Annotated in this window: 19 protein-coding genes and 4 pseudogenes; all 23 read right to left on the bottom strand. The window is 48.8% G+C overall.

The features are described 5' to 3' along the window. Window positions 1-4: 4 nt before the first annotated feature. Window positions 5-1,144 carry a protein-glutamate methylesterase/protein-glutamine glutaminase gene (locus CS022_RS12590; RefSeq protein ID WP_129122570.1) on the bottom strand — a complete coding sequence of 380 codons (1,140 nt, stop codon included), beginning with the start codon at window positions 1,142-1,144 and terminating at the stop codon, window positions 5-7. Between the two features lie 14 nt (window positions 1,145-1,158). Further along, the gene (locus CS022_RS12585) at window positions 1,159-3,297 is read right to left on the bottom strand and encodes a chemotaxis protein CheA (protein ID WP_129122569.1); all 2,139 of its coding nucleotides are present in this window, start codon (window positions 3,295-3,297) and stop codon (window positions 1,159-1,161) included. A gap of 9 nt (window positions 3,298-3,306) precedes the next feature. Beyond that, the gene (locus CS022_RS12580; RefSeq protein WP_129122568.1) at window positions 3,307-4,059 is read right to left on the bottom strand and encodes a protein phosphatase CheZ; all 753 of its coding nucleotides are present in this window, start codon (window positions 4,057-4,059) and stop codon (window positions 3,307-3,309) included. A 32-nt stretch (window positions 4,060-4,091) separates the two neighbouring features. Next, window positions 4,092-4,460, bottom strand: a complete 369-nt coding sequence (gene cheY, locus CS022_RS12575) for a chemotaxis response regulator CheY (RefSeq protein ID WP_068904085.1) — start codon at window positions 4,458-4,460, stop codon at window positions 4,092-4,094. A gap of 47 nt (window positions 4,461-4,507) precedes the next feature. Continuing rightward, window positions 4,508-5,230, bottom strand: a complete 723-nt coding sequence (locus CS022_RS12570; RefSeq protein WP_129122567.1) for an RNA polymerase sigma factor FliA — start codon at window positions 5,228-5,230, stop codon at window positions 4,508-4,510. Then, window positions 5,223-6,110 (bottom strand): MinD/ParA family protein, encoded by an 888-nt coding sequence (locus CS022_RS12565; RefSeq protein WP_129122566.1) that lies wholly within the window; start codon window positions 6,108-6,110, stop codon window positions 5,223-5,225. Before CS022_RS12565 ends, CS022_RS12570 begins: the two co-directional genes overlap by 8 nt. Then, window positions 6,103-7,735: pseudogene (gene flhF / locus CS022_RS27720) on the bottom strand (flagellar biosynthesis protein FlhF). Before flhF ends, CS022_RS12565 begins: the two are co-directional and overlap by 8 nt. A gap of 30 nt (window positions 7,736-7,765) precedes the next feature. Beyond that, on the bottom strand, window positions 7,766-9,805 hold the full coding sequence (flhA, locus tag CS022_RS12555; RefSeq protein ID WP_235869491.1) for a flagellar biosynthesis protein FlhA: 2,040 nt from the start codon (window positions 9,803-9,805) through the stop codon (window positions 7,766-7,768). 182 nt (window positions 9,806-9,987) lie between these two features. After that, the gene (flhB, locus tag CS022_RS12550; protein WP_129122564.1) at window positions 9,988-11,121 is read right to left on the bottom strand and encodes a flagellar biosynthesis protein FlhB; all 1,134 of its coding nucleotides are present in this window, start codon (window positions 11,119-11,121) and stop codon (window positions 9,988-9,990) included. 12 nt (window positions 11,122-11,133) lie between these two features. Further along, window positions 11,134-11,919, bottom strand: coding sequence for a flagellar biosynthetic protein FliR (gene fliR, locus CS022_RS12545; RefSeq protein WP_129122563.1), 786 nt, complete (start codon window positions 11,917-11,919; stop codon window positions 11,134-11,136). Window positions 11,920-11,927: 8 nt separating this feature from the next. After that, the gene (gene fliQ / locus CS022_RS12540; protein WP_129122562.1) at window positions 11,928-12,197 is read right to left on the bottom strand and encodes a flagellar biosynthesis protein FliQ; all 270 of its coding nucleotides are present in this window, start codon (window positions 12,195-12,197) and stop codon (window positions 11,928-11,930) included. An 11-nt stretch (window positions 12,198-12,208) separates the two neighbouring features. Then, window positions 12,209-13,042: a flagellar type III secretion system pore protein FliP gene (gene fliP, locus CS022_RS12535; RefSeq protein WP_129122561.1), complete on the bottom strand. Its 834-nt coding sequence runs from the start codon at window positions 13,040-13,042 to the stop codon at window positions 12,209-12,211. Further along, window positions 13,029-13,418: a flagellar biosynthetic protein FliO gene (fliO, locus tag CS022_RS12530; protein ID WP_129122560.1), complete on the bottom strand. Its 390-nt coding sequence runs from the start codon at window positions 13,416-13,418 to the stop codon at window positions 13,029-13,031. The genes fliP and fliO overlap by 14 nt, the downstream gene beginning before the upstream one ends. A gap of 107 nt (window positions 13,419-13,525) precedes the next feature. Further along, window positions 13,526-13,907, bottom strand: a pseudogene (gene fliN / locus CS022_RS12525) (flagellar motor switch protein FliN). Window positions 13,908-13,963: 56 nt separating this feature from the next. Further along, window positions 13,964-14,997: pseudogene (gene fliM / locus CS022_RS12520) on the bottom strand (flagellar motor switch protein FliM). Window positions 14,998-15,004: 7 nt separating this feature from the next. Then, window positions 15,005-15,519 (bottom strand): annotated as a pseudogene (gene fliL / locus CS022_RS12515) (flagellar basal body-associated protein FliL). 70 nt (window positions 15,520-15,589) lie between these two features. After that, window positions 15,590-17,104 (bottom strand): flagellar hook-length control protein FliK, encoded by a 1,515-nt coding sequence (locus tag CS022_RS12510; RefSeq protein WP_129122559.1) that lies wholly within the window; start codon window positions 17,102-17,104, stop codon window positions 15,590-15,592. Continuing rightward, a complete protein-coding gene (locus tag CS022_RS12505; protein WP_129122558.1) occupies window positions 17,101-17,340 on the bottom strand; it encodes a hypothetical protein in 240 nt (79 codons plus the stop codon). The genes CS022_RS12510 and CS022_RS12505 overlap by 4 nt, the downstream gene beginning before the upstream one ends. A gap of 93 nt (window positions 17,341-17,433) precedes the next feature. Then, window positions 17,434-17,892, bottom strand: a complete 459-nt coding sequence (gene fliJ / locus CS022_RS12500) for a flagellar export protein FliJ (RefSeq protein ID WP_129122557.1) — start codon at window positions 17,890-17,892, stop codon at window positions 17,434-17,436. 10 nt (window positions 17,893-17,902) lie between these two features. Next, window positions 17,903-19,222: a flagellar protein export ATPase FliI gene (gene fliI, locus CS022_RS12495; RefSeq protein WP_129122556.1), complete on the bottom strand. Its 1,320-nt coding sequence runs from the start codon at window positions 19,220-19,222 to the stop codon at window positions 17,903-17,905. Beyond that, window positions 19,206-20,213, bottom strand: coding sequence for a flagellar assembly protein FliH (locus CS022_RS12490; protein ID WP_235869488.1), 1,008 nt, complete (start codon window positions 20,211-20,213; stop codon window positions 19,206-19,208). The genes fliI and CS022_RS12490 overlap by 17 nt, the downstream gene beginning before the upstream one ends. Before the next feature lie 51 nt (window positions 20,214-20,264). After that, on the bottom strand, window positions 20,265-21,284 hold the full coding sequence (fliG, locus tag CS022_RS12485) for a flagellar motor switch protein FliG (protein WP_129122554.1): 1,020 nt from the start codon (window positions 21,282-21,284) through the stop codon (window positions 20,265-20,267). Then, window positions 21,277-23,025 (bottom strand): flagellar basal-body MS-ring/collar protein FliF, encoded by a 1,749-nt coding sequence (gene fliF / locus CS022_RS12480; protein WP_129122553.1) that lies wholly within the window; start codon window positions 23,023-23,025, stop codon window positions 21,277-21,279. The genes fliG and fliF overlap by 8 nt, the downstream gene beginning before the upstream one ends. Window positions 23,026-23,039: the final 14 nt, after the last annotated feature.

Below are 23,039 nucleotides of genomic sequence, written 5' to 3'. Positions count from 1 at the left end.
GCCCTTATACGAGATTTAATTCGATTTTGATCCGCTCGGCGATGCGATCCAACGGTAAATCTTCTGAAGAGATCCCCTCTTTAGCTACCGCCTGAGGCATTCCATAAACGACACAAGAATCTGCATCTTGGGCCCATATTGTGGACCCTGCAGATTTCAACATTCTTGAGCCTTCACGACCGTCAGCGCCCATCCCTGTCATGATAATTGACAGAACACTGTTCCCATAAATTTTTGCAGCCGAGCCAAAAGTAACATCGACACACGGCTTATAGTTCATTCGATCCCCGCCGTCGACAAGCTTGATGCGGGAAGAACCAGGACGACCGTCAACCATCATTTGCAGGCCACCTGGCGCCAGATAAGCACATCCTGGCCTGATAGATTCACCGTCTTCAGCTTCTTTGACTGTGATTTTACACAGACCGTTCAGCCTCGTTGCAAACGCAGCGGTAAATGTCGCTGGCATATGTTGCACAAGAACAATGGGGATCGGGAAATTCGCAGGTAACGCTGACAACACTTTTTGCAGTGCAACTGGTCCGCCCGTCGATGTCCCTATAGCAAGTAACTGGTATCGCTTGCCAGATGCTTGAAATGAGCCAGCAACCCGTTTCGGTGTCGGCTTGGCTGAATTCAACTTGTCTGTAAGAGGACGTTTGGGTAACGTTGGCTCTTTTCTCGCATCGAGTGCAGGAGACGAAGCCAGAGTTGAGCTTGCAGGGCTGGCACGTCTCATGAAAATACCTTTGCGGGCAATTTCACGCACTCTGTTTTGCAAAAGGCTCACAGCTTCATCACGGTTGCACGCAATGTCCTCGAACTTCTTTGGCAGAAAGTCCAATGCACCCGCATCCAATGCGTCTAGCGTAGCTTTGGCACCCTCATGTGTCAGGGATGAAAACATCAGAATTGGCGTAGGCTGCTGTCTCATGATTTCCCTGACAGACGTTATCCCATCCATGACCGGCATCTCTATGTCCATAGTGATGACATCCGGCTTTAGCTGAACTGTTTTATCTATTGCCTCTCTGCCATTGACAGCACAGTCAATAACTTCGAGGCGAGGGTCTCCGTTAATGATTTCACTCACTCGGCGGCGGAAAAAACTCGAATCGTCCACCACCAGTACTTTAAGTGTCATGTGTTTCCTTCTTTCTAGTGCCGCCCGGCATAGCGCTGAAGCAAGTTTGGCACATCAAGAATCAAGGCAATGTGTCCGTCACTGGTAATCGTTGCTCCAGCCATTCCCGGCGTCCCCTGTAGCAAGGTATCGAGAGGCTTGATAACGACCTCTTCCTGACCAAACAGCGAGTCGACAACAAAGGCAACTGGCTGATGACCGACCTGAATGATAACAACATGACCGTGCTCCTTTCCTGAGGTATCCCAAGGACACAGCCAGTCACGTAAGTAAAACAGAGGTAATGCCCGTTCACGAACAATCAGTGTGAGCTGTCCGTCAACTGTATTTGTTCTCTCCAGATTAAGCGGAATAATCTCGGATACATTTGACAGTGGGAAAGCAAACGGATTGCTTCCGACCCCGACCATTAAGGTTGGCAGTATTGCCAACGTCAAAGGTACCTTGATTTCAATTCGGGTGCCACGCCCAAGCTTAGAGTCAATGTTGATTGTACCGTTAAGCTGGGAAATAGCCGTCTTAACCACGTCCATTCCCACACCACGACCTGAAATATCTGATATCTCGGTCTTGGTTGAGAAACCCGGTGCAAAAATCAGGTTGTAAGCTTCGTTATCAGTCAAACGTGCAGCGGCATCGGCATCAAGTACCCCGCGATTGACCGCGATATCTCGAAGCTTATCTGGATCCATACCGCCACCATCATCTTCGATGGTCAACAGAATATGATCCCCTTCTTGCGACGCTGAGAGAGTGACCGTACCCACTCTTGGCTTATCGTTCGCTTCACGGACGTCTGGCATCTCAATGCCGTGGTCTACCGAGTTCCTGACCAAGTGAACCATTGGATCGGCAAGCGCTTCAACCAAGTTTTTGTCAAGATCAGTCTCTTCGCCACGCATTTCCAACACGATCTCTTTTTTGAGGCTTCGTGCCAAATCACGAACAACGCGTGGGAATCGACCAAACACTTTCTTAACTGGCTGCATCCGCGTTTTCATGACCGAGTTTTGCAAGTCAGTGGTAGTGACATCTAGCTCTGTCACTGCACGTGACATGTTTTCATCACCCAGACTCTGCGCAAGGTTCACCAATCGGTTACGTGCCAATACCAGCTCACCGACCATGTTCATGATTTCATCAAGCGTTGATGTGTTAACACGGACAGTTTGCTCAGCCTGAGGGGCGGCTTTTTTCTCTTCGACAACAGCTGGCGCTTTGGCTGCGGCAACGGGAGGCTTAGCTTCTGGTTTCGGCTCAGGTTTTGGTGCAGGTTTCGGCTTTTCTTCTACTTTGGCTTCTTCTTTCGGTGCGTCTGCAGCGTCGATTTTTGGACCTTGACCTTTACCGTGCAAGTCATCGAGTAGTTTCTCAAATTCGTCATCGGTAATTTCGTCAGAAGAAGGACTCTCTACCGAAGAAGACTGAGGTGCACTCTTATCGTCCGAATTGGCGTCGCCGTCAGATCCATTCAAAGGACCGTTACCAGCACCATGCAATTCATCCAAAAGCTTGTCGAATTCGTCGTCAGTAATATCGCCAGACTCGGCTTTGGTATCAGCGACGACATCAGGCTCACTCTTACCAACAGCAGGCCCTTGGCCTTGACCATGAAGCTGATCCAAGAGTTTATCGAATTCATCATCAGTGATTTCATCAACAGAATCGCCCGCAATCGCATCATCAGCTTCAGCAATAACTTCAGGCTCTGGTTCGGGCTCTGGTTCGGCCTCAGCGGCAGGCGCAGTATCTTCATCTTCAGATGCAGGTTTGCTGTAGCGGTGAAGTGCAGAAATCAATTCAGGATCAGCGGCCGGGACATCAGATTGTTGTTGAACAGCAGCAAACTGTTCGTTGACCGTATCAAGCGCCTGAAGAATGATATCCATCACTTCAGATGTCAGTTCACGGCCACCATTTCTGAGGTTATCAAAAATGTTTTCTGCACCATGACAGGTCTCAACCAGCTCAGTCAGTGATAAGAAACCTGCACCACCTTTAACGGTGTGGAAACCCCGGAAAATCGCGTTGAGAAGATCTCTGTCTTCCGGCGTTTTTTCCAAGTCGACTAACTGTTCCGAAAGCAGTTCAAGTATTTCACCTGCTTCAATCAGGAAGTCCTGCAGGATTTCTTCATCCATATCAAAACTCATATCTCACCCCTAAAACCCAAGGCTGGAGAGCAAATCGTCAACGTCGTCCTGACTTTGCATCACTGCTTTGTCTTGACGCTCTTGTTCGTTAACAATCGGTCCTTCCGCCATAACGGCAGACTCTTCTTTGCTTACACTCTCAACTGAAACAGCTGGGTGCTCACTCTTCTCATCATGTTGATGCATACCAAATGCTGTCAGTATCTCAACAAGCTGATGTTCTACCTCGTGTACCAAATCAATCACGCGACGGATAACCTGTCCGGTCAAATCCTGAAAATCCTGAGCCATCAGGATTTCGTGTAACTGGCTTTGCAGCGTTGTTGTATCACCTTCAACCTGTCCGAGTAGACCGTCGATTTGGTGACACAATTCTTTGAAGCGGTCGAGTTCGATTCTTCCGCTCATTAACGCATTCCATTGAGGGCGAACCTGAGACAGACACGTTGATAAGTTGTCCGCTATCGGAAGCGTTGCTTCAACCGCATCCATGGTGCGGTTGGCCGCTGTCTCAGTTTTCTCAATGACAAAATTTAATCTGTCTTTGGCATCCGGAATTTCACTGGTTGCCAGGTCACTGACTCTTCGATCAAGGCTGAAGTTTGTCAGTGAGTTATGTAATTGCCGTGTCAGTTTTCCGACCTCGTTGAAGAGCGGGTTACTCGCATCATCGACGAGCGACGCAAGCATTGCATTCGCATCTTCCTGCTTCCCATCCTCGAGTAAACTGACCAGCTCTCTCGCTTGGTCGAGTGAAATCATTTACCTATTATCCTTAACTGCAGGAACAGGGATTACATGCGCTCGAAAATCTTGTCCAGTTTCTCTTTGAGCGTTGCAGCAGTGAATGGTTTAACGATATAGCCATTAACACCAGCTTGTGCGGCTTCAACGATTTGCTCTCGTTTAGCCTCAGCAGTGATCATCAAGACTGGCAAATGGCGCAGCGATTCATCGGCACGAATATGCTTGAGCAGCTCAATACCCTGCATGCCCGGCATGTTCCAATCCGTTACGACGAAATCAATCCCACCCTGCTTTAAGATCGGTAAAGCAGTCAAACCGTCATCGGCTTCAACTGTATTGTTAAATCCTAAATCACGAAGAAGATTTTTGACGATACGGCGCATTGTTGAGAAATCATCAACAACGAGGATTTTCATATTAGTGTTCAAAGTTGCCTCCGGTGAGGTCTCTTATTGTTGTAAACTTAATTCGACCAAGCTGATAGCTTGGTTCGTAACCGCTGCATTGCCTGATTTTGAATCTGGCAAACTCGGGATTCGCTAACCCCTATAATGGCACCTATCTCTTTGAGGTTGAGTTCCTCATCGTAATAAAGGGACAGGACCAGTGCTTCCCTCTCTGGTAGTTTCTTGATAGCGTCCGCGAGATGCGATTTAAAGCTACCATCTGAAACTTCCTGAAAAGTTAAATTCTCTTCGTGTTGACCGCCTACGGAATACACTTCTTCGGTAATTCCTAGGTCTTCCATGCCAACTAATCGGCCATTATTTATGTCAGTCTGTGCCTGGTGATACTGCGCCAGTGACATACCTAACCGCTCTGCGATTTCGTTATCTTTGGGGTCGCGACCCAGTTCGTTCTCCAGCACAGCAATCGCTTCGCCAATCTGGCGGTTATTTTTGTGAACTGATCTCGGTACCCAATCTCCCCGACGAATATCGTCGAGCATGGCACCCCGTATACGGATTCCCGCATAAGTTTCAAAACTTGCTCCCTTTGACGGATCATAGTTTTGCTTCGCTTCGATCAGTCCAACCATGCCCGCCTGAATCAAATCTTCTACCTGAACATTGGGCGGCAGGCGCGCAATTATATGATGTGCAATGCGTTTTACCAATGACGAATACTGTGCAATGAGAGCATCCGGCGCGGTTCCAGTTCGATTATAGGTCAATGCTCTATTCACTCTGGACGTCCCCCGGAAGTTCTTCTCTTACCAGCAAACGCTCAACAAAAAATTCCAAATGGCCACTTGGGCTATGTGGTATGGGCCAAGTCAGCGCTTTGCTCGACAATGCAGTAAGTGCATGAGCGGCAGGGCAGCTTGGGTATGCATCCACAACGACTTTTTGTCTTCTTACCGACTGACGTACTCGTTCATCAATTGGAACACATGCTACTAATTCTAGATTAGCATTTAAAAATCTTTCTGTTACCCGGGTTAATTTTGTGAACAAATCTCGCCCTTCGCGGTAACTCCTGACCATATTGGCAACAACTTTGAATCGTGTTACCCCATGTTCCCGGCTCAAAAGCTTGATTAACGCATATGCATCAGTGATTGATGTTGGCTCATCGCAAACAACAATTAACACATCCTGCGCTGCTCGTGAGAAGCTGAGCACCATATCTGATATGCCCGCCGCAGTATCGACCAGCAAGACGTCAATCTCTTCATCCAGTGTGCCAAATGCTCTAATCAAACCGCCATGTTGAGCGGGAGACAATTCCGTCATTCCCTGCATGCCAGATGAAGCAGGAATAATTTTCATACCATGCGGACCTTCGACGATAACGTCCTTAAGATCACATAATCCTTGCATGACATGAGAAAGATTCTTGCCTACGCGAAGTCCAAGTAGCACATCTACGTTGGCAAGGCCAAGGTCTGCATCAAGAACCATGACTTTCTTTCCAGATTTAGCCATGGCTACCGCCATATTAAGCGTAATGTTTGTTTTACCTACACCGCCCTTTCCGCCGGTCACTGTAATGACTTTGGTCCGTGTTGGACTCCTCATACGGCGGAGGCCGCTGGCTTGATCCTGCATGGTGCTCTCAATCATAGAAATCTGCCGAGTTTGACTCTGGTACATCATGGCTCCAGAAAGTGTGCTGTTGCTCATTGTCACTGTCTAAAAGTTCACTGGCCTTAGCGACCAGATACTGCCCACTGGCATGACGGATATCTTCCGGAACCCGCTGACCATCAGCGAGAAAGGTAACCGGAAGCGCATTTTCAATGGTGACACTCAGAAGTTCACCCAGACTTAAGGATTCGTCCAGTTTAGTGAGGACGCATCCAGATAAAGGTATTCGACGGAAATGATCTATGGTTTCCTGTAGCACTTTACGCTGTGCGGTTGCTGGCAGTACCAATAGGCTTCGTATGTGCGATCCGCTATTCTGAATCAGCGTATCTAACTGCTCAGTGAGGCGAATATCCCTTTGGCCCATGCCTGCGGTATCAACAAACACTAAACGGCGATGCCGTAGCTGATACAATATATCGGCCAGTTCGTCTGCATCTTTTGCAATTTTTACCGGACAACCCAAAATTCTTCCGTACGTCGAAAGCTGTTCATGTGCACCGATACGATAGGTATCTGTCGTAACCAGTGCTATTTCTTCAGGGCCGAAGTCCATCGCTGCACGTGCAGCAAGCTTGGCAATAGTCGTCGTTTTACCGACGCCTGTTGGCCCCAGCAGTGCTATCACACCGCCATGTTCTAAAATGTTTCCGTCACTGGTGATCACCTGATCTGTCAACAGCTCAGTGACTGCCGTCCACGCTTCAGCAGCAGGTGTATCTTCAGGGATATATCCCGCAAGCTGGTCAGACAGGAAGGGAGAAAGTCCCATCGCTTCAAGCCGTTTTATCAGCATGGCGCGCAACGGTTCTTTGCGTTCAACTTCCTGCCACATTAGACCGGATAATTGATGTTCAAGAAGATTTCGGATAGAAGCCATTTCTTTTTTCATGGCCTCCATCTCTCCATTATTCCCACCGCCGCGCGTGGATCAGTCAACCCGCCCTCGCGAGGATTTCAGCGCCTCTCAGGCCACCACGCTCCTGCTCTCTTCTCAGAGCAGGGAGACCTTCGCCACGCCCCTGACTTTTCATTTTCTGGCGATACAGACTGTCGAGTTTCTGACTCTTTTCCTGTTGCTGGCGCTCGTAATCGCCACCGAAGGCATGGTTATGATTACGAGTACGCGTCAGACCACCTTGTGGGGACTTTGGTGAAGGAGCATTTTGCGCAGGTGCTTTTTGCCCCGCGCTCTGACCCGCATTTTGCTGACGTGCCAACAAACTTTTTAGGCTATCCGCTGGCGCTGAGTCTTGCTGCTGAAGCGCAGGCTCAGGCTCTCCTTGATAACGGTTCAGCAGTGATGAAAACTTGCTGCTTAAGGAGGCTTGCGCAGGATTTTCATCTTGCTGACGAGAGCGGATATCCACTTTGTCATCGGCAAGACGGCGCTGCTTCTCGCCCATGGCCTGTGCGACCTGCGAGCGAACAGCTTCCTTACGGCTGTCACTGGGTGATGTCTCGGTATCAATTGCAGCGACAATTTCGACGCCACCAGTGACCTTCTTGTTAGACATAATGACAGCATCAGAGCCCAGTGACTCTTTCACTTGGCTTAGCGCTGTTCTCATGTCTTTTGCAAAAAATCGTTTAATCTTCAAATTCTTTGTCTCACATCACTGATTCAAACATCAGTTGCCAACGGCGTTCACTATTCTGATTTGTTTTTCATCCGGTACTTCCTGATAAGACAGAACACGCAGTGCCGGAATCGTATTTTTAACAAACTTAGCCAGCGTCGCTCTCAGTACACCTGATGTCAGCAACACCGCAGGCTCACCCTGGAGTTCTTGTTGCTGAGTCGCTTCTGATAACGACTGTTGCAAGCGTTCTGCAAGTCCCGGTTCAATACCCGTGGACTCACCACCCGCTGCCTGCATTGTTTTATGCAATATCTGTTCCAGCTCAGGAGCCAGAGTAATAACAGGTAATTCTGGTTCTATGCCGTTGATTTCCTGAACAATCATTCGACGTAACGAGATTCTGACAGCGGCAGTCAAAATGTCAGGATCTTGACTCTTCGGCGCGTACTCAGAAAGTGTCTGTACAATCGTCCTGATATCACGGATTGGAATCGCCTCGTTAAGTAGGTTCTGCAGTACTTTTACGATGGCTCCCAGAGTTAACAAATCCGGTATCAAACCTTCCGTCAGGCGTGGGGCTTGTTTACCCAGAAGGTCAATCAGGTTCTGCGCTTCCTCATGCCCCAACAAGCGCTCTGCGTTATTAGTCAGCAACTGGCTAAGGTGAGTCGCCAATACCGTGGCGGAATCAACCACGGTATAACCCAACGCTTGCGCATGTTCACGCTGCTTTTTGTCAATCCAGACAGCATCAAGACCAAACGCCGGGTCTTGGGTTTGCTCGCCGTCAAGCGGGCCAAATACTTGCCCCGGGTTGATTGCCAGCTCCATGTCTGGACGAATATCTGCCGAGCCTGCGGCAACCCCCATCAAGGTAATGCGATAGCTGTTAGGCGGTAACTCAAGGTTGTCACGAATATGAACCGCTGGGATGAGGAAACCAAAGTCCTGTGACAATTTCTTGCGCACCCCTTTTACACGGTCAAGCAGTTCACCGCCCTGATCTCGGTCTACCATGGAAATCAGTCGATAACCGACTTCCAAGCCAATCACATCAACAGGCATCACATCATCCCAAGACAGCTCTTTTGGCTTAGGCGCAACCATGTCGGTAGCAGGTTCAGCTTCATCAGCCTCTTTGGCTTTTTTCTGCTGACGGATTTTCCAATAAGAGAAGCTACCGCAAATAAATGCCAAGAAAAGGAACGGAACGTGTGGCATGCCCGGAACAACACCCATAACGAACAAGATGCCCGTTGCGATTACCAGTGCCTTAGGGTTGTCGATAAGCTGGAAGACAACCTGCTGCCCCATGTCTTCGTCAGTATTCTGACGAGTCACCATGATTGCAGCGCCAATTGACAGCAGTAGCGATGGAATCTGCGCGACCAGACCATCACCAATGGTCAGCAGGGTGTAGATTTCAATCGCTTTCGAGAAACTGACATCGTGTTGAATCATCCCGATGCTGAGGCCACCGAGGATGTTAATGACAAGGATCAGGATGCCGGCGATTGCATCTCCTTTAACAAACTTTGACGCACCGTCCATCGAGCCGTAAAAGTCCGCTTCTTTGGTGACTTCTGAACGACGAAGGCGTGCCTGATCCTGATCAATCAATCCCGCATTCAAGTCAGCATCAATTGCCATTTGCTTTCCGGGTAAAGCATCAAGGGTGAAACGCGCAGATACCTCGGAAATACGCCCGGCACCTTTTGTGACAACCATAAAGTTAATGATCATCAGGATAAGGAAGACGACAAGACCAACAGCATAGTTACCGCCGATAACTACGTTACCGAAGGCATCAATCACCTGACCGGCAGCGCCCGGCCCTTCATGACCATGTAGCAGGACTACACGCGTGGATGCGACGTTCAGCGCAAGTCGCATCAAGGTAGCGATAAGCAGAACGGTAGGGAAAGCAGCAAAGTCTAACGGGCGACGGGTATAGACCGTCACCAGCAGCACAACCAGAGAAAGGGCAATGTTAAAAGAGAACATCAGGTCGAGCAGCATAGGTGGCATTGGCAATACCACCATAGCCAGCGTTGCCAATACGAGGATTGGCGCACCGATGGCTGGCATCCCCCCTTCATATTTGAAAGGGATTTTCTCTTGGACCTTATTGAGTAACGGCAAAGCAGCTTTCATTGTCGTTGTTCTTCGAACTCCATAATCGATTATTGGAGTTATAAGCAAAAAATGAACCAGCTTTTTTTTCGTTGATTTGTCAGTAAGTTGATAGCGAAAGCGATGTCAAACAATCACTAGCGACGTAATTCTGACGGTATTGGCAACATCTCAGATTTGATAGGTTGTGGACGTTTGCCCCGACCCTTCTTGTATTGGTTCATCTGGAAGACGTAAGCCAGTAGCTGCGCAACGGCGGTGAAAAGGCCGTCAGGAATTTGTTGCTCAAGTTCCGTGCTGTAATAGACCGCACGGGCAAGTGGCGGTGCGGGGACAATGGTGATGTCGTATTCAGTGGCGATCTCACGAATTTTCATCGCCGTAAAATCAATACCTTTTGCAACTACAACAGGTGCTCTATCAAGGGAGCTGTCGTAGCGCAGCGCAACCGAATAGTGCTCCGGGTTGGTAATTACAACGTCAGCAGTCGGGATCTCGGCCATCATACGGCGCTGCGCCATTTCACGCTGCAACATACGAATTCGGCCTTTGACTTCTGGCTTACCTTCCGTCTCTTTAAATTCGTCTTTGATTTCCTGTTTGGTCATTTTCAGTTGTTCATTGTGCTGCCAAATCTGGAAAGGAATATCGATAGCAACCACCAACAATAATGACAAACAAATCAACAACACGAAGTTCAGCAACATGTCGAGTGCGTGGTAGAGATTGATTGGGAATGGCTCAATTGTTAGCTGATGAAAATCATTTAGGCTTGACCACATCAAAAAGACAGCCACACCACTGACCAATGTCACTTTAAGAATCGACTTGATCAGCTCAACAAGGCTTTGCTTGCCCAGCATTCGCTTTAAACCACTCAACGGGTTCATCTTTGAAAGCTTTGGCCTCGCCGCTTCCCAAGAAAAACTGACGCCACCAATACCCGCAGCCCCCGCCAGAGCAGCGCCGAATAAGGTGATGAGAATAAGCGCCAACGGCCAGAAAATATGCCAGACCGAGCCAGATAAAATCAGCCATAAGCGATGTACGTCGTAGATTTCTTCGCGCGATAAACTGAACATCTGCTTCATGACATCCATTAAGCCACCGCCAAGATCTTCGCCAAACCACATTAATGACAGAGCGCCGATAACCAGTACCGAAGCAGACGCCAGTTCTCTTGAGCGCGGAACCTGACCTTTCTCCCGCGCCTGCTCACGCCTTCGGGGCGTGGCGTCTTCTGTACGTTCCTGACCGTCACTCTCAGCCACGCATCACGCTCCTTACTGCTCGCAGTTCAAACGGATAAGGTCGCATACCGCATTCACCCCAGTTTGCCAGTGTTGTAGGTACTTCGGCAGAATACCAATGAGGATGTACCAGCTGACAAACAGACCAATCAGCAGTGCAAAGGCAAAACCCAGCGAGAAAATATTCAGCTGAGGTGCCGCACGGGTCATGACACCAAAAGACAAGTTAATTGTCAGCAGGGCGATGACTCCAACCAAAGAAATACTGAGCGCGACACTGAACATAATACCGAACCATTGCGTCATCGCCTGATAATCAAGCGCTGTCAGCGCCGTGCCCACAGGTAAGGTTTTAAAGCTCATCACCACCAGCTTCAGCATCTCTAAGTGTCCGTCAGTAGCCAGAAACAGCATGGTGACGAGGAATAAATAGAGCTGACCAAGCAATGGCGTATTCTGACCATTGGCAGGGTCGACCATGGAAGCAAAACCCAAGCTCGACTGCATACCGAGAATCTGTCCCAGCAAAACAAAGGTCTGAATAACAAACTGGGTCACAGTTCCCATGGCAACACCAATCAGCACTTGCTGCGCAAGCATGACGAAGCCACCGAAAGAGACCAGTTCGATATTATCAGGCATTGCCGGTATGGCTGGCATAACAGCAAACGTGATGGCTAAAGACAGATACAAACGAATCCGCACTGGCACAAAACGGGCACCGAAAAACGTCATCGTCATCAACATGGACGAAATGCGCGTCCATGGCCAAAAGTAGTTGGCCATCCAGTCGAGAATAATCGATGTGGGATATTCCATTTATGCTCTCAGTACAATAACTGGGGCATTTCTTCGATCAATCGGAAGAAATACTCCATCAACAGTCTTGTCATCCAGTGGCCAAAAAACATCAGCGCCAGCAGAGTAACAATAAGCCTTGGCAGGAAACTCAATGTCTGTTCGTTAATCGATGTTGCGGCCTGAAAAATCGCCACAATCAGACCAACCAACAATCCTGGCAGGACAATCGCCGACACCATAATCAATATCAGTTGCAATGAGTCCTGAAATAGCCCGACAAAATGCTCTGGAGTCATGATTCAGCCCTCTATCCAAAGCTTCCGGCAAGGGTAGATAAAATCAGGTTCCACCCATCAACCAGCACAAAGAGCATTAATTTGAACGGTAACGAAACAATCATCGGCGATAGCATCATCATACCCATGGCCATCAATACCGATGCGACGACCAAGTCAATCACCAAAAACGGCAGAAACAGCATAAAACCAATCTGGAAAGCCGTTTTCAATTCTGACGTGATGAAAGCCGGAATTAATACCGTCATCGGAACGTCAGCCGGATCCGTTGCATCGGAGCCTGACATGTTCACGAAGGTCTCCAAATCTTTGACTCGGGTCTGCTTGAGCATGAAATCACGCAGCGGCACCTGAACACGGTCAAATGCTTCTCGGGCGCTGATACTTTCATTCATATAAGGCTGAATCGCATCCGTATTCATTCGGTCAATAACCGGTGACATAATGAAAAACGTCAAAAACATGGCTATACCGATAATCACCTGGTTAGACGGTGTTTGCTGCAAGCCCATCGCCTGACGAAGAATGGCCATCACGACAACAATTCGAGTAAACGACGTCATCAAAATCACAATGGCAGGCAAAAAGCCTAGCGCCGTCATCAGCGCCAGGATCTGTAGGGTTACCGAGTAATCTTCACTGCCATCAGGGTTAACCGTCATGGTCAGTGCCGGAATACCGCCACCTGTGTTTTTCTGCTGGATCATTGACGCATCACCGGACTTCTCAATCGCTGTGACTACCTGTGCGGCCAAATTAGCGTCTTGGTCATCAGCGACCGCTGGCAACGAATACGACCCAAAGACCGTCAAAATTATGACAAGTAAAATATTAAGCGTTTTCATTTTTCTTCAGTATCTGGTTGAGGTGTTTGCTAAAAGATGCAGGAGGCGGTGGTACATCCATCGGTTCGTTGAGCGTTTTCAACAAGGTGATTTGTTGACTGGTTACACCAATCATCACTTGCTCTTTATTCACCTCAACAACCAAAACGCGCTCTTTCTGACCTACCGCTAACTGACTGATAACTCTCATACCTGACTGCCCATTTGGCAGCCCTGGCATCTTAAGTCGCTTTACGATCCAGCTGAGCGCGAGAATCAAACCAATCACCAGCAGCAAAGACACCAATGTGGTACCCAGGTTTAAATCTGCCTGTGGTGCTGCCATCGCGGGTAGCGAAAATGCGGCAAGGAAAAGGATGAGGAGCTTTTTCACCATCTATGAGCCATCCACTGATAAACCGAATAAAACAGGGATAAAGCAAATTTCAGGCCGAAAAAAAGCACCTCATAAATAGAGGTGCTTTTTAATAACGATTTATTGGGTTAGCTGAGCTTTTTGATTCGCTCAGTCTGGCTGATAACATCGGTCAATCGAATACCAAACTTATCATTGACCACAACCACTTCACCGTGGGCAATCAAGGTGCCGTTGACTAACACATCTAATGATTCGCCGGCCAAACGGTCAAGTTCAACACAGAGCCTTGGTTAAGCTGAAGAAGGTTACGAATATTAATATTTGTCCGGCCCACTTCCATCGAGATGGTCACCGGAATATCCATAATGGAATCCAGCTTGCGCTGTTCGTCTTCAGAGATCGTTACCGTTTCATCAGTAAGTTCATCAAGGGGAGCCACCTCGCAGCCGACTCAACTTCTTCCTGTTCGGCAAGGGCTGCAGCCCATTCGTCTTCTACATCACTCATCGCAATTCACCGTATTCGTCATTTCGACTGCCATCATATTTCTCACAGAGATATCTTTAGTCTTCATCTCTGTTTTTTGACTCTTTTTTCTCAAGCAGCATGATGTCGCTTTTCGCGACCTCAGGACGCTTGAGTTTTTCTGTAATCTTTATCGCCATATTTTCATTCGATTGCCCCATCTTCCCTCGGAAGGTCGGCAAATCTTCGATAAACACCGTGCAATGTTCTGGCATTTTCACCGGGATCACATCCCCAGGTTCCATTTCCATCAGTCACGGAGTGACAATTGGGTTTCGAGCAGTTTTGCTGTCAGAAGCACCTCAACACCCATCACTTCCTCTTCCAACGCTGTTGTCCAACGGTGGTCGGTATCGCCCTTATCACTCTGAATACCAGCATCCAGCATTTCGCGGATAGGCTCTACCATCGAGTATGGCAACACTATGTGGAAATCGCCGCCACCACCGTCAAGCTCAATATGGAATGAGCTGACCACGATAACTTCTGTCGGGCTGACAATGTTCGCCATTGCTGGGTTCACTTCCGAATCCAGATAATCGAATTCCACATTCATCACTGGTTCCCAGGCATCAATGTAATCTTCGAAAATCAGCTTCAACAGCATGCGGATAACACGACGCTCTGTGGGCGTAAATTCACGCCCTTCGATACGCGCGTGGTAACGTCCATCCCCTCCGAAGAAGTTCTCGACGAGAATAAATACCAGACGGGCTTCCATCGTTATCAGGGCGGTACCTTTAAGCGGCCGGAAGCGAACCATGTTCAAACTGGTCGGGACAAAAAGGGTATTCTGATATTCACCAAATTTTAGTGTCTGGACACCGTTGATCGAGACTTCAGCCGTCTTGCGCAGCATATTGAATATACTGATCCGCATATGACGGGCAAAGCGCTCATTAATAAGTTCCAGCGTAGGCATTCGCCCACGGACAATCCGATCCTGTGATGAAAAGTCGTAGCTGTTGGCACTGCCACTCTCGGCGGGCACATCAGCTTCTACCTCATCATCCGGCGGATCGCCACCACTGAGGAGAGCATCAATTTCGTCCTGACTGAGTAAGTCGGTCACATCACACCTATTGCATTACAAAACCAGTGAATAACACCCGTTCAACGACGCTTCGCCAATGGCTTTTTCCATCGCATTTTGAACGGATTCTGCCGCCATCTGGCGGACTTCATCCTGTCCTTGTGCTGTTCGCAGTTGCTGTACAGTCGCTTTACCAAATGCTTCCAGTAATGCCGACTCTACCAGCGGTAAATTCTGCTGAACCATAAATTGATGAGACTCACCGCGTACCATCAATTGAATTTCTACCTGTACCAGCCTGTGTGCACTATCTCCGGTCACGTTAAAAATAAATGGCATGTCTAACGTAACATACAGTGCCGGAGCAGGTGGCGCATCAGACACCGCTTTCTCTTGCGATGCTGTCGCTTCAGGTGGCGCTTCGTCACCGCCTGACATCAAAAAGAAGGCTGCACCGCCACCACCCGCCAATAATACGACAGCAGCGATAATGATGATAAGCAGTTTCGATTTACCACCACCACCTTCTTCTTCTGTATTTTCCTGTTCTTCGTCAGCCATTTACTACCTCAATCTACCTACAGAGTGACTAATGGGTTATTTCACCAAGACTTTATGACACGTTTTTGGCTCAGGCGTAGTAATCAACGCCGTCCGATGCAGGTCTAATATACAAATCCCGTACCAAAGTGTTTGCATCTTCCTCTAACTTTACGCCATTGTGACCTGAGTCAGAGGAACCTTTGTTATCACCCTGTTGGCCATCGCCACTAAATGCCTGTCGATTGCCACTGTCTTGTTGTTGAACGCTGGACTGAGAAAGCTGAAGTCCTTGTTGTTGCATCATTTCTCTAAGCCTTGGCATCGTACTCTCTAATGCATCTCTGGCGTGCTGACTGGATACCGTGAACTGAACCGATGCCTGCTGATCGCTGCCCATTGAAAGCTTAATTTGTACACGGCCAAGTTCAGGTGGATCAAGGCGGATATCAACCTGACGTAAATTTTTTGACATCATGATATTCACGCGCTCAGCAAGAGCCGCAGCGGCTTCATTTTGATTGGTACTCAATTGCAGTGGGCTTTGTGCCACGCTGGTGTCGAGTTTTGCTGCAATGGTTGACCCTTGCTGGCCAAATGATGCCGCCAATTGTTGGGCGAGTACTTCAGGTTTTGCCTCAGCCTGCGCCATTTTACCGTCAGCCTGCGCATTAAGCTGCAACTTCGCAAGCTCTGGAGATATTCCCTCTTTCACCGCTTTTTGCAGCTCGCTCTGGCTGAAACCAGACGCCGCTAACACAGCCTGTGATAACTCAGGTTTGGCTTGGGTTGACACTTGGACAGCCTGATCAGCGACAATCTGAGTGGGTTGAGAGAATTGCTTTAGACTGGTGTCTTGTAGTGGCTTGCCTGCGTCAGTTACCTGCTGTGAAGCAATATGCTTCATCATTTCCAGACTTGCCAGTTTTGCGTCAGTACTCGTCACTTTCGTTGATGTATCAAGTGTCGGCTTATCGCTCATCGATAACGCTTTGTTATCTACCTGCTCGCTTTTTGCCACTTGAGTAGACACAACGTTATCGGCAATTTTGAGTTCACTACTGAGTGTTGCAAGCACGGTTTTTTGTTCGTCAGAAAGCATCTCAGGTGATTGTGTAGCAGCCTTTAATGCTTCGAGTTGTTCACTGCTGAGCGAGGCGGCAAGCTCTGGTGACTTTTGGATAAGCGTGATCAGTTGCTGCAGATCAGCTTCTGACAACTCAGCCACTTCGCCATCAATGAGTATCTTTGGATCTATGGCGTCAGAGGCCTCAGGATTGGCTGAACGAAACTGCTCGGCAAGTAACACGCCGGTTTGCGGCAATGTCTTGCCAGTAGGTTCAAACACGATATTTTCATCGTTAACAGGTGCATCAATGAGCTCTCCCTTGCTCGAGGCAGCCATTTTTACATCATCGGAAAGCGCAGCGGAAGAGGCATTTAATCGTTCAAGTAATGCTTTAGAGTCCAACAAGGCTTGTTCTGTTTCCAGATCAACAGGCGCTTCAGCAGCAATGTCTGTCTGGTCACCCTCTGCCGTTTCAGCGTCAGCCTCCATTGAATGGCCTTCGACGGCCGCATCAGACTGAGCTTCATCATTAGTCACGTTTTGACTTTCAGGCTCTTCTGACGATGCGGTTTTCTGAACAGAAGCACTTTCGGTTTTCTCAACCTTTTCAGGCTCCTTAATATCAGAGGCTTATCGTCTGCAACCATATTCGAGTACGTATCTTTAAACGTCTCGCTATCAGTGCGCGTATCAGGCGCCGCCGCTTTACTCTCTGTCGGTGCAGGTGCCGATTTCAGTGAAAGGCCACTAAGAGGAAGTGCTGACTGATTCATATGATTACCATCATCAGTTAATAAGGTCAGATGGCCCGTTTTATCAGGCTCATCAACGCATTTATTGCTTTATTAACTGTTAGATAGCAATTATCAGGCCAAATTGGATTTTTTTTGTAATTGGCGGAAATAGGAGAGAGTGGCAAATTCATCCATTTGTTTTTGTTCTATTTTTTCTGCGCGTTTTTTTTCTTCGTTTTTGCGTTTCTCACACAACCACTCCAACGCACGGTATTTTTCGCGGCAATCGTGCCAGTAGATACGGCAATCTTCGACTTTCTGTTCGAAAGATGTTGCCGCTTGCCGCTGTTTTGCCAATGTTTCATCAAGTTGAACGATAAATCGATTCAAATGCCCGTAGTTACTGGCGGAAAGGCCTTGCTGGCCTCTGGCGGTCATTTGTTTGCAGTAATCGAAGCGGTATTGTTCAATTTGTTCGAGCTGTCGGCGGTAACCTTCCAGCTCTTGCTGAGCGGCAACAAGCGCCAGTTGTGCGTTCTGCTCGTCTGACTTTGCCCTTTCCAACAGAAGATCCATCGCTGAGTCAGCCATTTATTCTTCCTCAGCCCTGAAGTGACGAACGAAGCATGTTGACACACATATCGTATGGCACCACTTCTTTCATCCCTTGCTGCAAATACTGATCAAGCCTTGGCTTGAACGTAAACGCCTGATCGATAGCCTGATCGGTACCCGGCTTATAAGCGCCAATCGATACCAAATCCTGATTTTTCCGGCAAACTGACAGCACTTGCCTAACCGCACGTGCCATCAACATATGCTCTTCATTAACAATGTTTGGCATCACACGACTCACGGAACGTTCAACATCAATAGCGGGATAATGCCCAGCATCAGCCATTTCACGCGACAAAACAATATGTCCATCCAAAATGGCACGCGCCGCATCGGCAATAGGATCTTGTAAATCATCCCCTTCAGTCAGTACGGTAAAAAATGCTGTAATTGAGCCCTGCCCGTCACTGCCGTTTCCTGCTCTCTCAACAAGCGCGGGGAGTTTGGCAAAAACAGAAGGCGGATAACCCTTCGTCGCGGGGGGCTCACCGACAGATAACGCAATTTCACGTTGAGCTTGGGCAAAGCGAGTCAGCGAGTCCATGAGCAATAAGACATCTAATCCCTGATCGCGAAAGTACTCAGCTATGGTCAGCGCCGTCTGGCAACCTTTCAAACGCATCAATGGTGACGAATCAGCCGGAGCGGCAATAACCACTGAACGTGCACGTCCTTCTTCACCAAGAATTTCATCGATAAACTCTTTGACCTCACGGCCCCGCTCACCAATTAGCCCAACCACAACCACCTGCGCTGTCGTTCCGCGGGTCATCATGCCAAGTGTCACTGATTTACCGACACCGGAACCGGCAAAAAGACCGATACGTTGACCTTTACCGACCGTCAATAAACCGTTTATTGATTTAATACCGACATCGAGCGGCGAGTCTATTGGCTTTCTCGCAAGAGGGTTAATCGTATGAGCAGTGAATGATGCTTTCTTTTCAGTGAACAGTTCGCCTTTACCATCAAGTGGGTTACCAACGCCATCAATCACGCGACCCAGTAATTCTGGGCCAACAGCAATGCCTTGTTCGTGCACTAACGGGGTCACTCTCGCGCCCGGTAATACGCCGGTCAATTGTTCACTGGGCATCAGGAAAAGTGTTTCGCCCGAAAAACCAACGACTTCAGCTTCAATATCACCGTGGAGGGTTTCAACACGGCAAAGGCTTCCAACGGACGCCCGGCAGCCAATGGCTTCAAGCGTCAAACCGACGACACGCACCAGTCGCCCTGAGGCGACAGGTCTTGTCACTAGATTAGCGGTTTTGAGCGTGTTGAATCGCTCAGACAGGCTCTGCATTATTGTTCTCTGGCGTCGTTTCTGGCGCAGAAGGTTCAGTATGCTCTTCAACTTGCTCGGCGGACGCGTCCATTACCTCTGACGTTTCAGTGTGAATTTCACTTTCAACAACAGGGGGCTCTCCAACGGGTTCTTTGGGCTCATCAAGTAATACATTCTGATGGTTTCCCGGAGGTGCAGGTACATCAGGGACAGGGTTCTGCCCGCTGAACTGTTCGAGTAAATGTCGAACACGGTCTTCCATACGATAGTCAACAGACGAGTCTTCACAATGCAATTGAATATCACCAACATTCAAAGAAGGCTCTGATACCAATTTCCAGTTTCGTTCTGCGATACCCTGCTCACCGTGGGCATCTTCAACTCTTTCGCGATCTTCAGGGTGCAGATAGACAGAGACTTTTCGCCCCGACACTGGCAATGACTGCACCGCTTCACGCAACGTCGACAAAATAACTTGGGGATTTGTTTGTACTTCAACATCGATAAGGGAACGAGTAAGCATCAAAACCACATCCATCATCTGCTGATGGATACTTTGATCAACCTGCTGTAGGGGATGTGCCAGCTTTTCAATCATTTCGCCAAGCTGCTGGCACTTTTCATCAATCGTTTGCTGACCGTTAGTCAAACCTTCCTGATAGCCGGCTTCTCGACCTTCTTCAAAGCCCGCTTCTCGACCTTCAGCGAAACCGGCTTCACGTCCCTCATCAAAACCAGCCTGACGTCCCTCTTCTCTACCCTCTTCAACGGCAGAAGAGTGAATTTCTTCCAAGTCATCAGCGGTCAGAGGTTTTACGGCGACGTGTGGTTCATTATGCTGAAGATCTTCTTCCTCAATCTCAGGCGCCCAACCGGGATCAAAATTTAACGCGGTTTCACGCGGCGGCGGCTTTTTGTCATGATGATCTGGGAGAGACCAACGACTAAAGGTATCCGAAGGTAGTTCATTAGAGCGAATAAAGCCGCGACGGCGATCATCAGTCATCATTCACTCCAAACAAAAATTAACGATAACAGGCAGCCAGTGGCCGCCTGTTTCTTATAGGAATTCGTCGGCACCGCCGCCACCTAACATGATCTCGCCAGAGTCGGCAAGGCGTCGTGCCACAGACAGGATTTCTTTCTGAGCGGTCTCGACATCGGCCACCCTGATTGGGCCCATGGCTTCCAAATCGTCACGCAGCATTTCTGCAGCACGGGAGGACATGTTGGCAAACATCTTCTCGCGCAACCCTTCTTCCGCACCTTTGAGTGCTTTTTGCAGGGCTTCCTGCGGAACGTCGCGGAGGATAGCCTGAATACCACGATCGTCGACATCGGCCAGATTGTCGAAAACGAACATGAGATCCTGAATCTGGGATGCCATATCTTCGTCGTTCTGCTCGATTTGCTCCATGAGCGCCGCTTCCATGGTTTTGTCCATGTAGTTCATAATATCGGCTGCGGCTTTCAGGCCACCAATCTTGGCCGCTTGCGCGCCAGACTGACCGGCAAACTGTTTTTCCATGATTTCGTTCAGCTCTTTCAATGCGGCAGGCTGCACTTCTTCAAGTGTAGCAATACGCATCACCAAATCTAAGGCATCACGTTCGGCAAACTGTGTCAGTATCTCGGCAGACTGTTCCGGCTCAAGATACGACAGGACGATAGTCTGGATCTGCGGGTGCTCATTCAAAATAATGGAGGCAACCTGACGAGGATCCATCCATTTGAGCGCCTCAAGACCGCGAGAGGCACCACCAGAGATAATTTGATCGACAAGGTTGTTAGCCTTATCTTCACCCAATGCAGCGACCAATGCGTTACGAACAAAGTCTTCACTGCCCATACCGATCGAGGTGTACTGCTGGATCTCTTCGATGAACGAACTGTGAACCGCGGCAACACGCTCCTGGCTAAGATCGGTCAACGACGTCATCGCTTGACCCACTTTCTGAACCTGCTTGGGTTCTAGGTGACGGATAATACTCGCGGCGTCCTGCTCGGTGAGACTGAGAAGCAGTATTGCAGCTTTCTCAATCCCTGAAAGGGTGCCTTCAGCATTTTCATTCTCAGCCATTTTCACTTATCCAGTTTTTAACAACTTGTGCTGCCAGATCTGGCTCATTAGCCACCAATGCACGGACAGCTTTGAGCATATCTTCGTCTTTGTGGAGGTCCGGTAAACCGACACCGGAATCGCCGATAGAGAAGTCCCCACTACCATCAAGATCTGCGCCTATCAGGCCAATATCATCGTCAGGGTTCAATGGCAGGCCATCAGGGCCAAGCATTTCGCCATTCGGCCCCAGCATGCCATCGTCGTCCTGCTCTGGGTACATCAACTTAGTCAATGCAGGGCGAATGAGTACAAGAATGACGACAATAACAATCAGTGCGCCTGCTAACCAGCGTATCCAATCATTAAAGTTCTCATGTTCCCAAATTGGGACATCGCCAATTTCTTCGACTTCTGGTCTGACAAATGGAACAGATATCACTTCAAGCACATCACCACGAGCTTGAGAGAAGCCAACGCCGCCCATCAGCAGACGCCGAATCTTTTCGAGCTCCGCGTCGGCAACCGGGCCAAATGTGGCTTCGCCAGTCTCACTATTGACGCCCTGAACATAATTCACAGCAACAGACACTGTCTGCCTGCTGATGACACCCGTTTGTGAACGTTTGTGGCTAATGGTGGTATCCAGCTCATAGTTACGGGTTGACTCGCGGCTGAGTGAGCCATTCTCGGCATTTTCACCGTTGTTCAGTGTTTTCACGTCCTCAGGAATTGCCGAGTCGGCAGGAGGCTGATTGCTCAATGCCCCCGGAATACCTGCAACGAGGTCGCTGTTATTGTAATCTTCTCGGCTATACTCGCTGCGTGTCGCGGGCGTCGCCGGGTCAAAGCGTTTGCGCGTTTCTTCTGTTTTCGTGAAATCCAGCGTGATATCAACCTGTGAGGTGTAGTTTCCAAGCCCGAGGACCGGAATCAAAATGGCATCAATTTTTTCACGTAATGTCTGTTCTTGCTTACGCTCGAGTTCGTATTCTTTTTGTTGTGCCGCCGAGAGCGGGTCCTGACTACCCGAGCTGAGCAAACGACCATGTTGGTCAGTCACCGTAACCCGATTAGGTTTTAAACCCGGTACGGCCGATGCAACCATATCAACGACGGAATTGACTTCTTCCTGCCCCAGCGTGCTGACATTCCTCAATGAGAGTAATACAGTTGCTGACGCTTCTTCGTTGTGGCGAACAAATACGCTTCGTTTCGGCAACGCAAGAAGAACACGCGCTTTCTTAACATGCTGAATTTTTTCTATTGCCGTTGCCAACTGGCGCTCACGGCTCAGTTTAAGCCGTTCACGTTCAAGTTGTTGAGAGACACCAAAGCCCATATCCTGCAAAAGAATATCATCGCCCTCTTCAGTACGCTGATTGAGGCCGCCCCTGACCATATCAAGCTTGATATCACCGTATTCATTCGCAGGTACCATGATGGTATTGCCATCAAGGCGGTAATCCACTTTCTTGCTGTCAAGGTGATCAAGAATAGGAATAAGATCTTCGGTTTCATACTGACCCAACGGACGAAGCTCTGGCTCTCTGAGCCAGAAGAACATCATGATGATCAGTGAAATGAAGATGGCCAATGCCGTTACTAGGATCAGCTGGCGAGCAAAATCCATCCCGCCTAACACACTGGAGGAATCGTTTGCAGGTGCTACCAACACATCATCACCAACGTCTGCGGCTGCAGGTAATGCTGCCACGGTGTCTGATATTGCCAGATCTGTATTTTGACTTTCTTCTGCCACGGTTTAGATCCCAG

It is taken from the genome of Veronia nyctiphanis, from assembly GCF_004116385.1.
GTDB classification, from domain to species: domain Bacteria; phylum Pseudomonadota; class Gammaproteobacteria; order Enterobacterales; family Vibrionaceae; genus Veronia; species Veronia nyctiphanis.
Note: the sequence above shows the minus strand (reverse complement) of the source record. Positions and strands in the feature narration are given on the sequence as shown.

Coding starts and splice junctions, on each gene's coding strand:
- fliO (WP_129122560.1), bottom strand. CDS start 13,418: ATGGTGAAAAAGCTCCTCATCCTTTTCCTTGCCGCATTTTCGCTACCC.
- fliJ (WP_129122557.1), bottom strand. CDS start 17,892: ATGGCTGACTCAGCGATGGATCTTCTGTTGGAAAGGGCAAAGTCAGAC.
- CS022_RS12565 (WP_129122566.1), bottom strand. CDS start 6,110: ATGATTGAGAGCACCATGCAGGATCAAGCCAGCGGCCTCCGCCGTATG.
- fliP (WP_129122561.1), bottom strand. CDS start 13,042: ATGAAAACGCTTAATATTTTACTTGTCATAATTTTGACGGTCTTTGGG.
- flhA (WP_235869491.1), bottom strand. CDS start 9,805: ATGCCAGCCATCGGTGCGCCAATCCTCGTATTGGCAACGCTGGCTATG.
- CS022_RS12590 (WP_129122570.1), bottom strand. CDS start 1,144: ATGACACTTAAAGTACTGGTGGTGGACGATTCGAGTTTTTTCCGCCGC.
- CS022_RS12585 (WP_129122569.1), bottom strand. CDS start 3,297: ATGAGTTTTGATATGGATGAAGAAATCCTGCAGGACTTCCTGATTGAA.
- cheY (WP_068904085.1), bottom strand. CDS start 4,460: ATGAAAATCCTCGTTGTTGATGATTTCTCAACAATGCGCCGTATCGTC.
- CS022_RS12505 (WP_129122558.1), bottom strand. CDS start 17,340: ATGAATCAGTCAGCACTTCCTCTTAGTGGCCTTTCACTGAAATCGGCA.
- fliG (WP_129122554.1), bottom strand. CDS start 21,284: ATGGCTGAGAATGAAAATGCTGAAGGCACCCTTTCAGGGATTGAGAAA.
- fliQ (WP_129122562.1), bottom strand. CDS start 12,197: ATGACTCCAGAGCATTTTGTCGGGCTATTTCAGGACTCATTGCAACTG.
- CS022_RS12490 (WP_235869488.1), bottom strand. CDS start 20,213: ATGATGACTGATGATCGCCGTCGCGGCTTTATTCGCTCTAATGAACTA.
- fliI (WP_129122556.1), bottom strand. CDS start 19,222: ATGCAGAGCCTGTCTGAGCGATTCAACACGCTCAAAACCGCTAATCTA.
- CS022_RS12580 (WP_129122568.1), bottom strand. CDS start 4,059: ATGATTTCACTCGACCAAGCGAGAGAGCTGGTCAGTTTACTCGAGGAT.
- fliR (WP_129122563.1), bottom strand. CDS start 11,919: ATGGAATATCCCACATCGATTATTCTCGACTGGATGGCCAACTACTTT.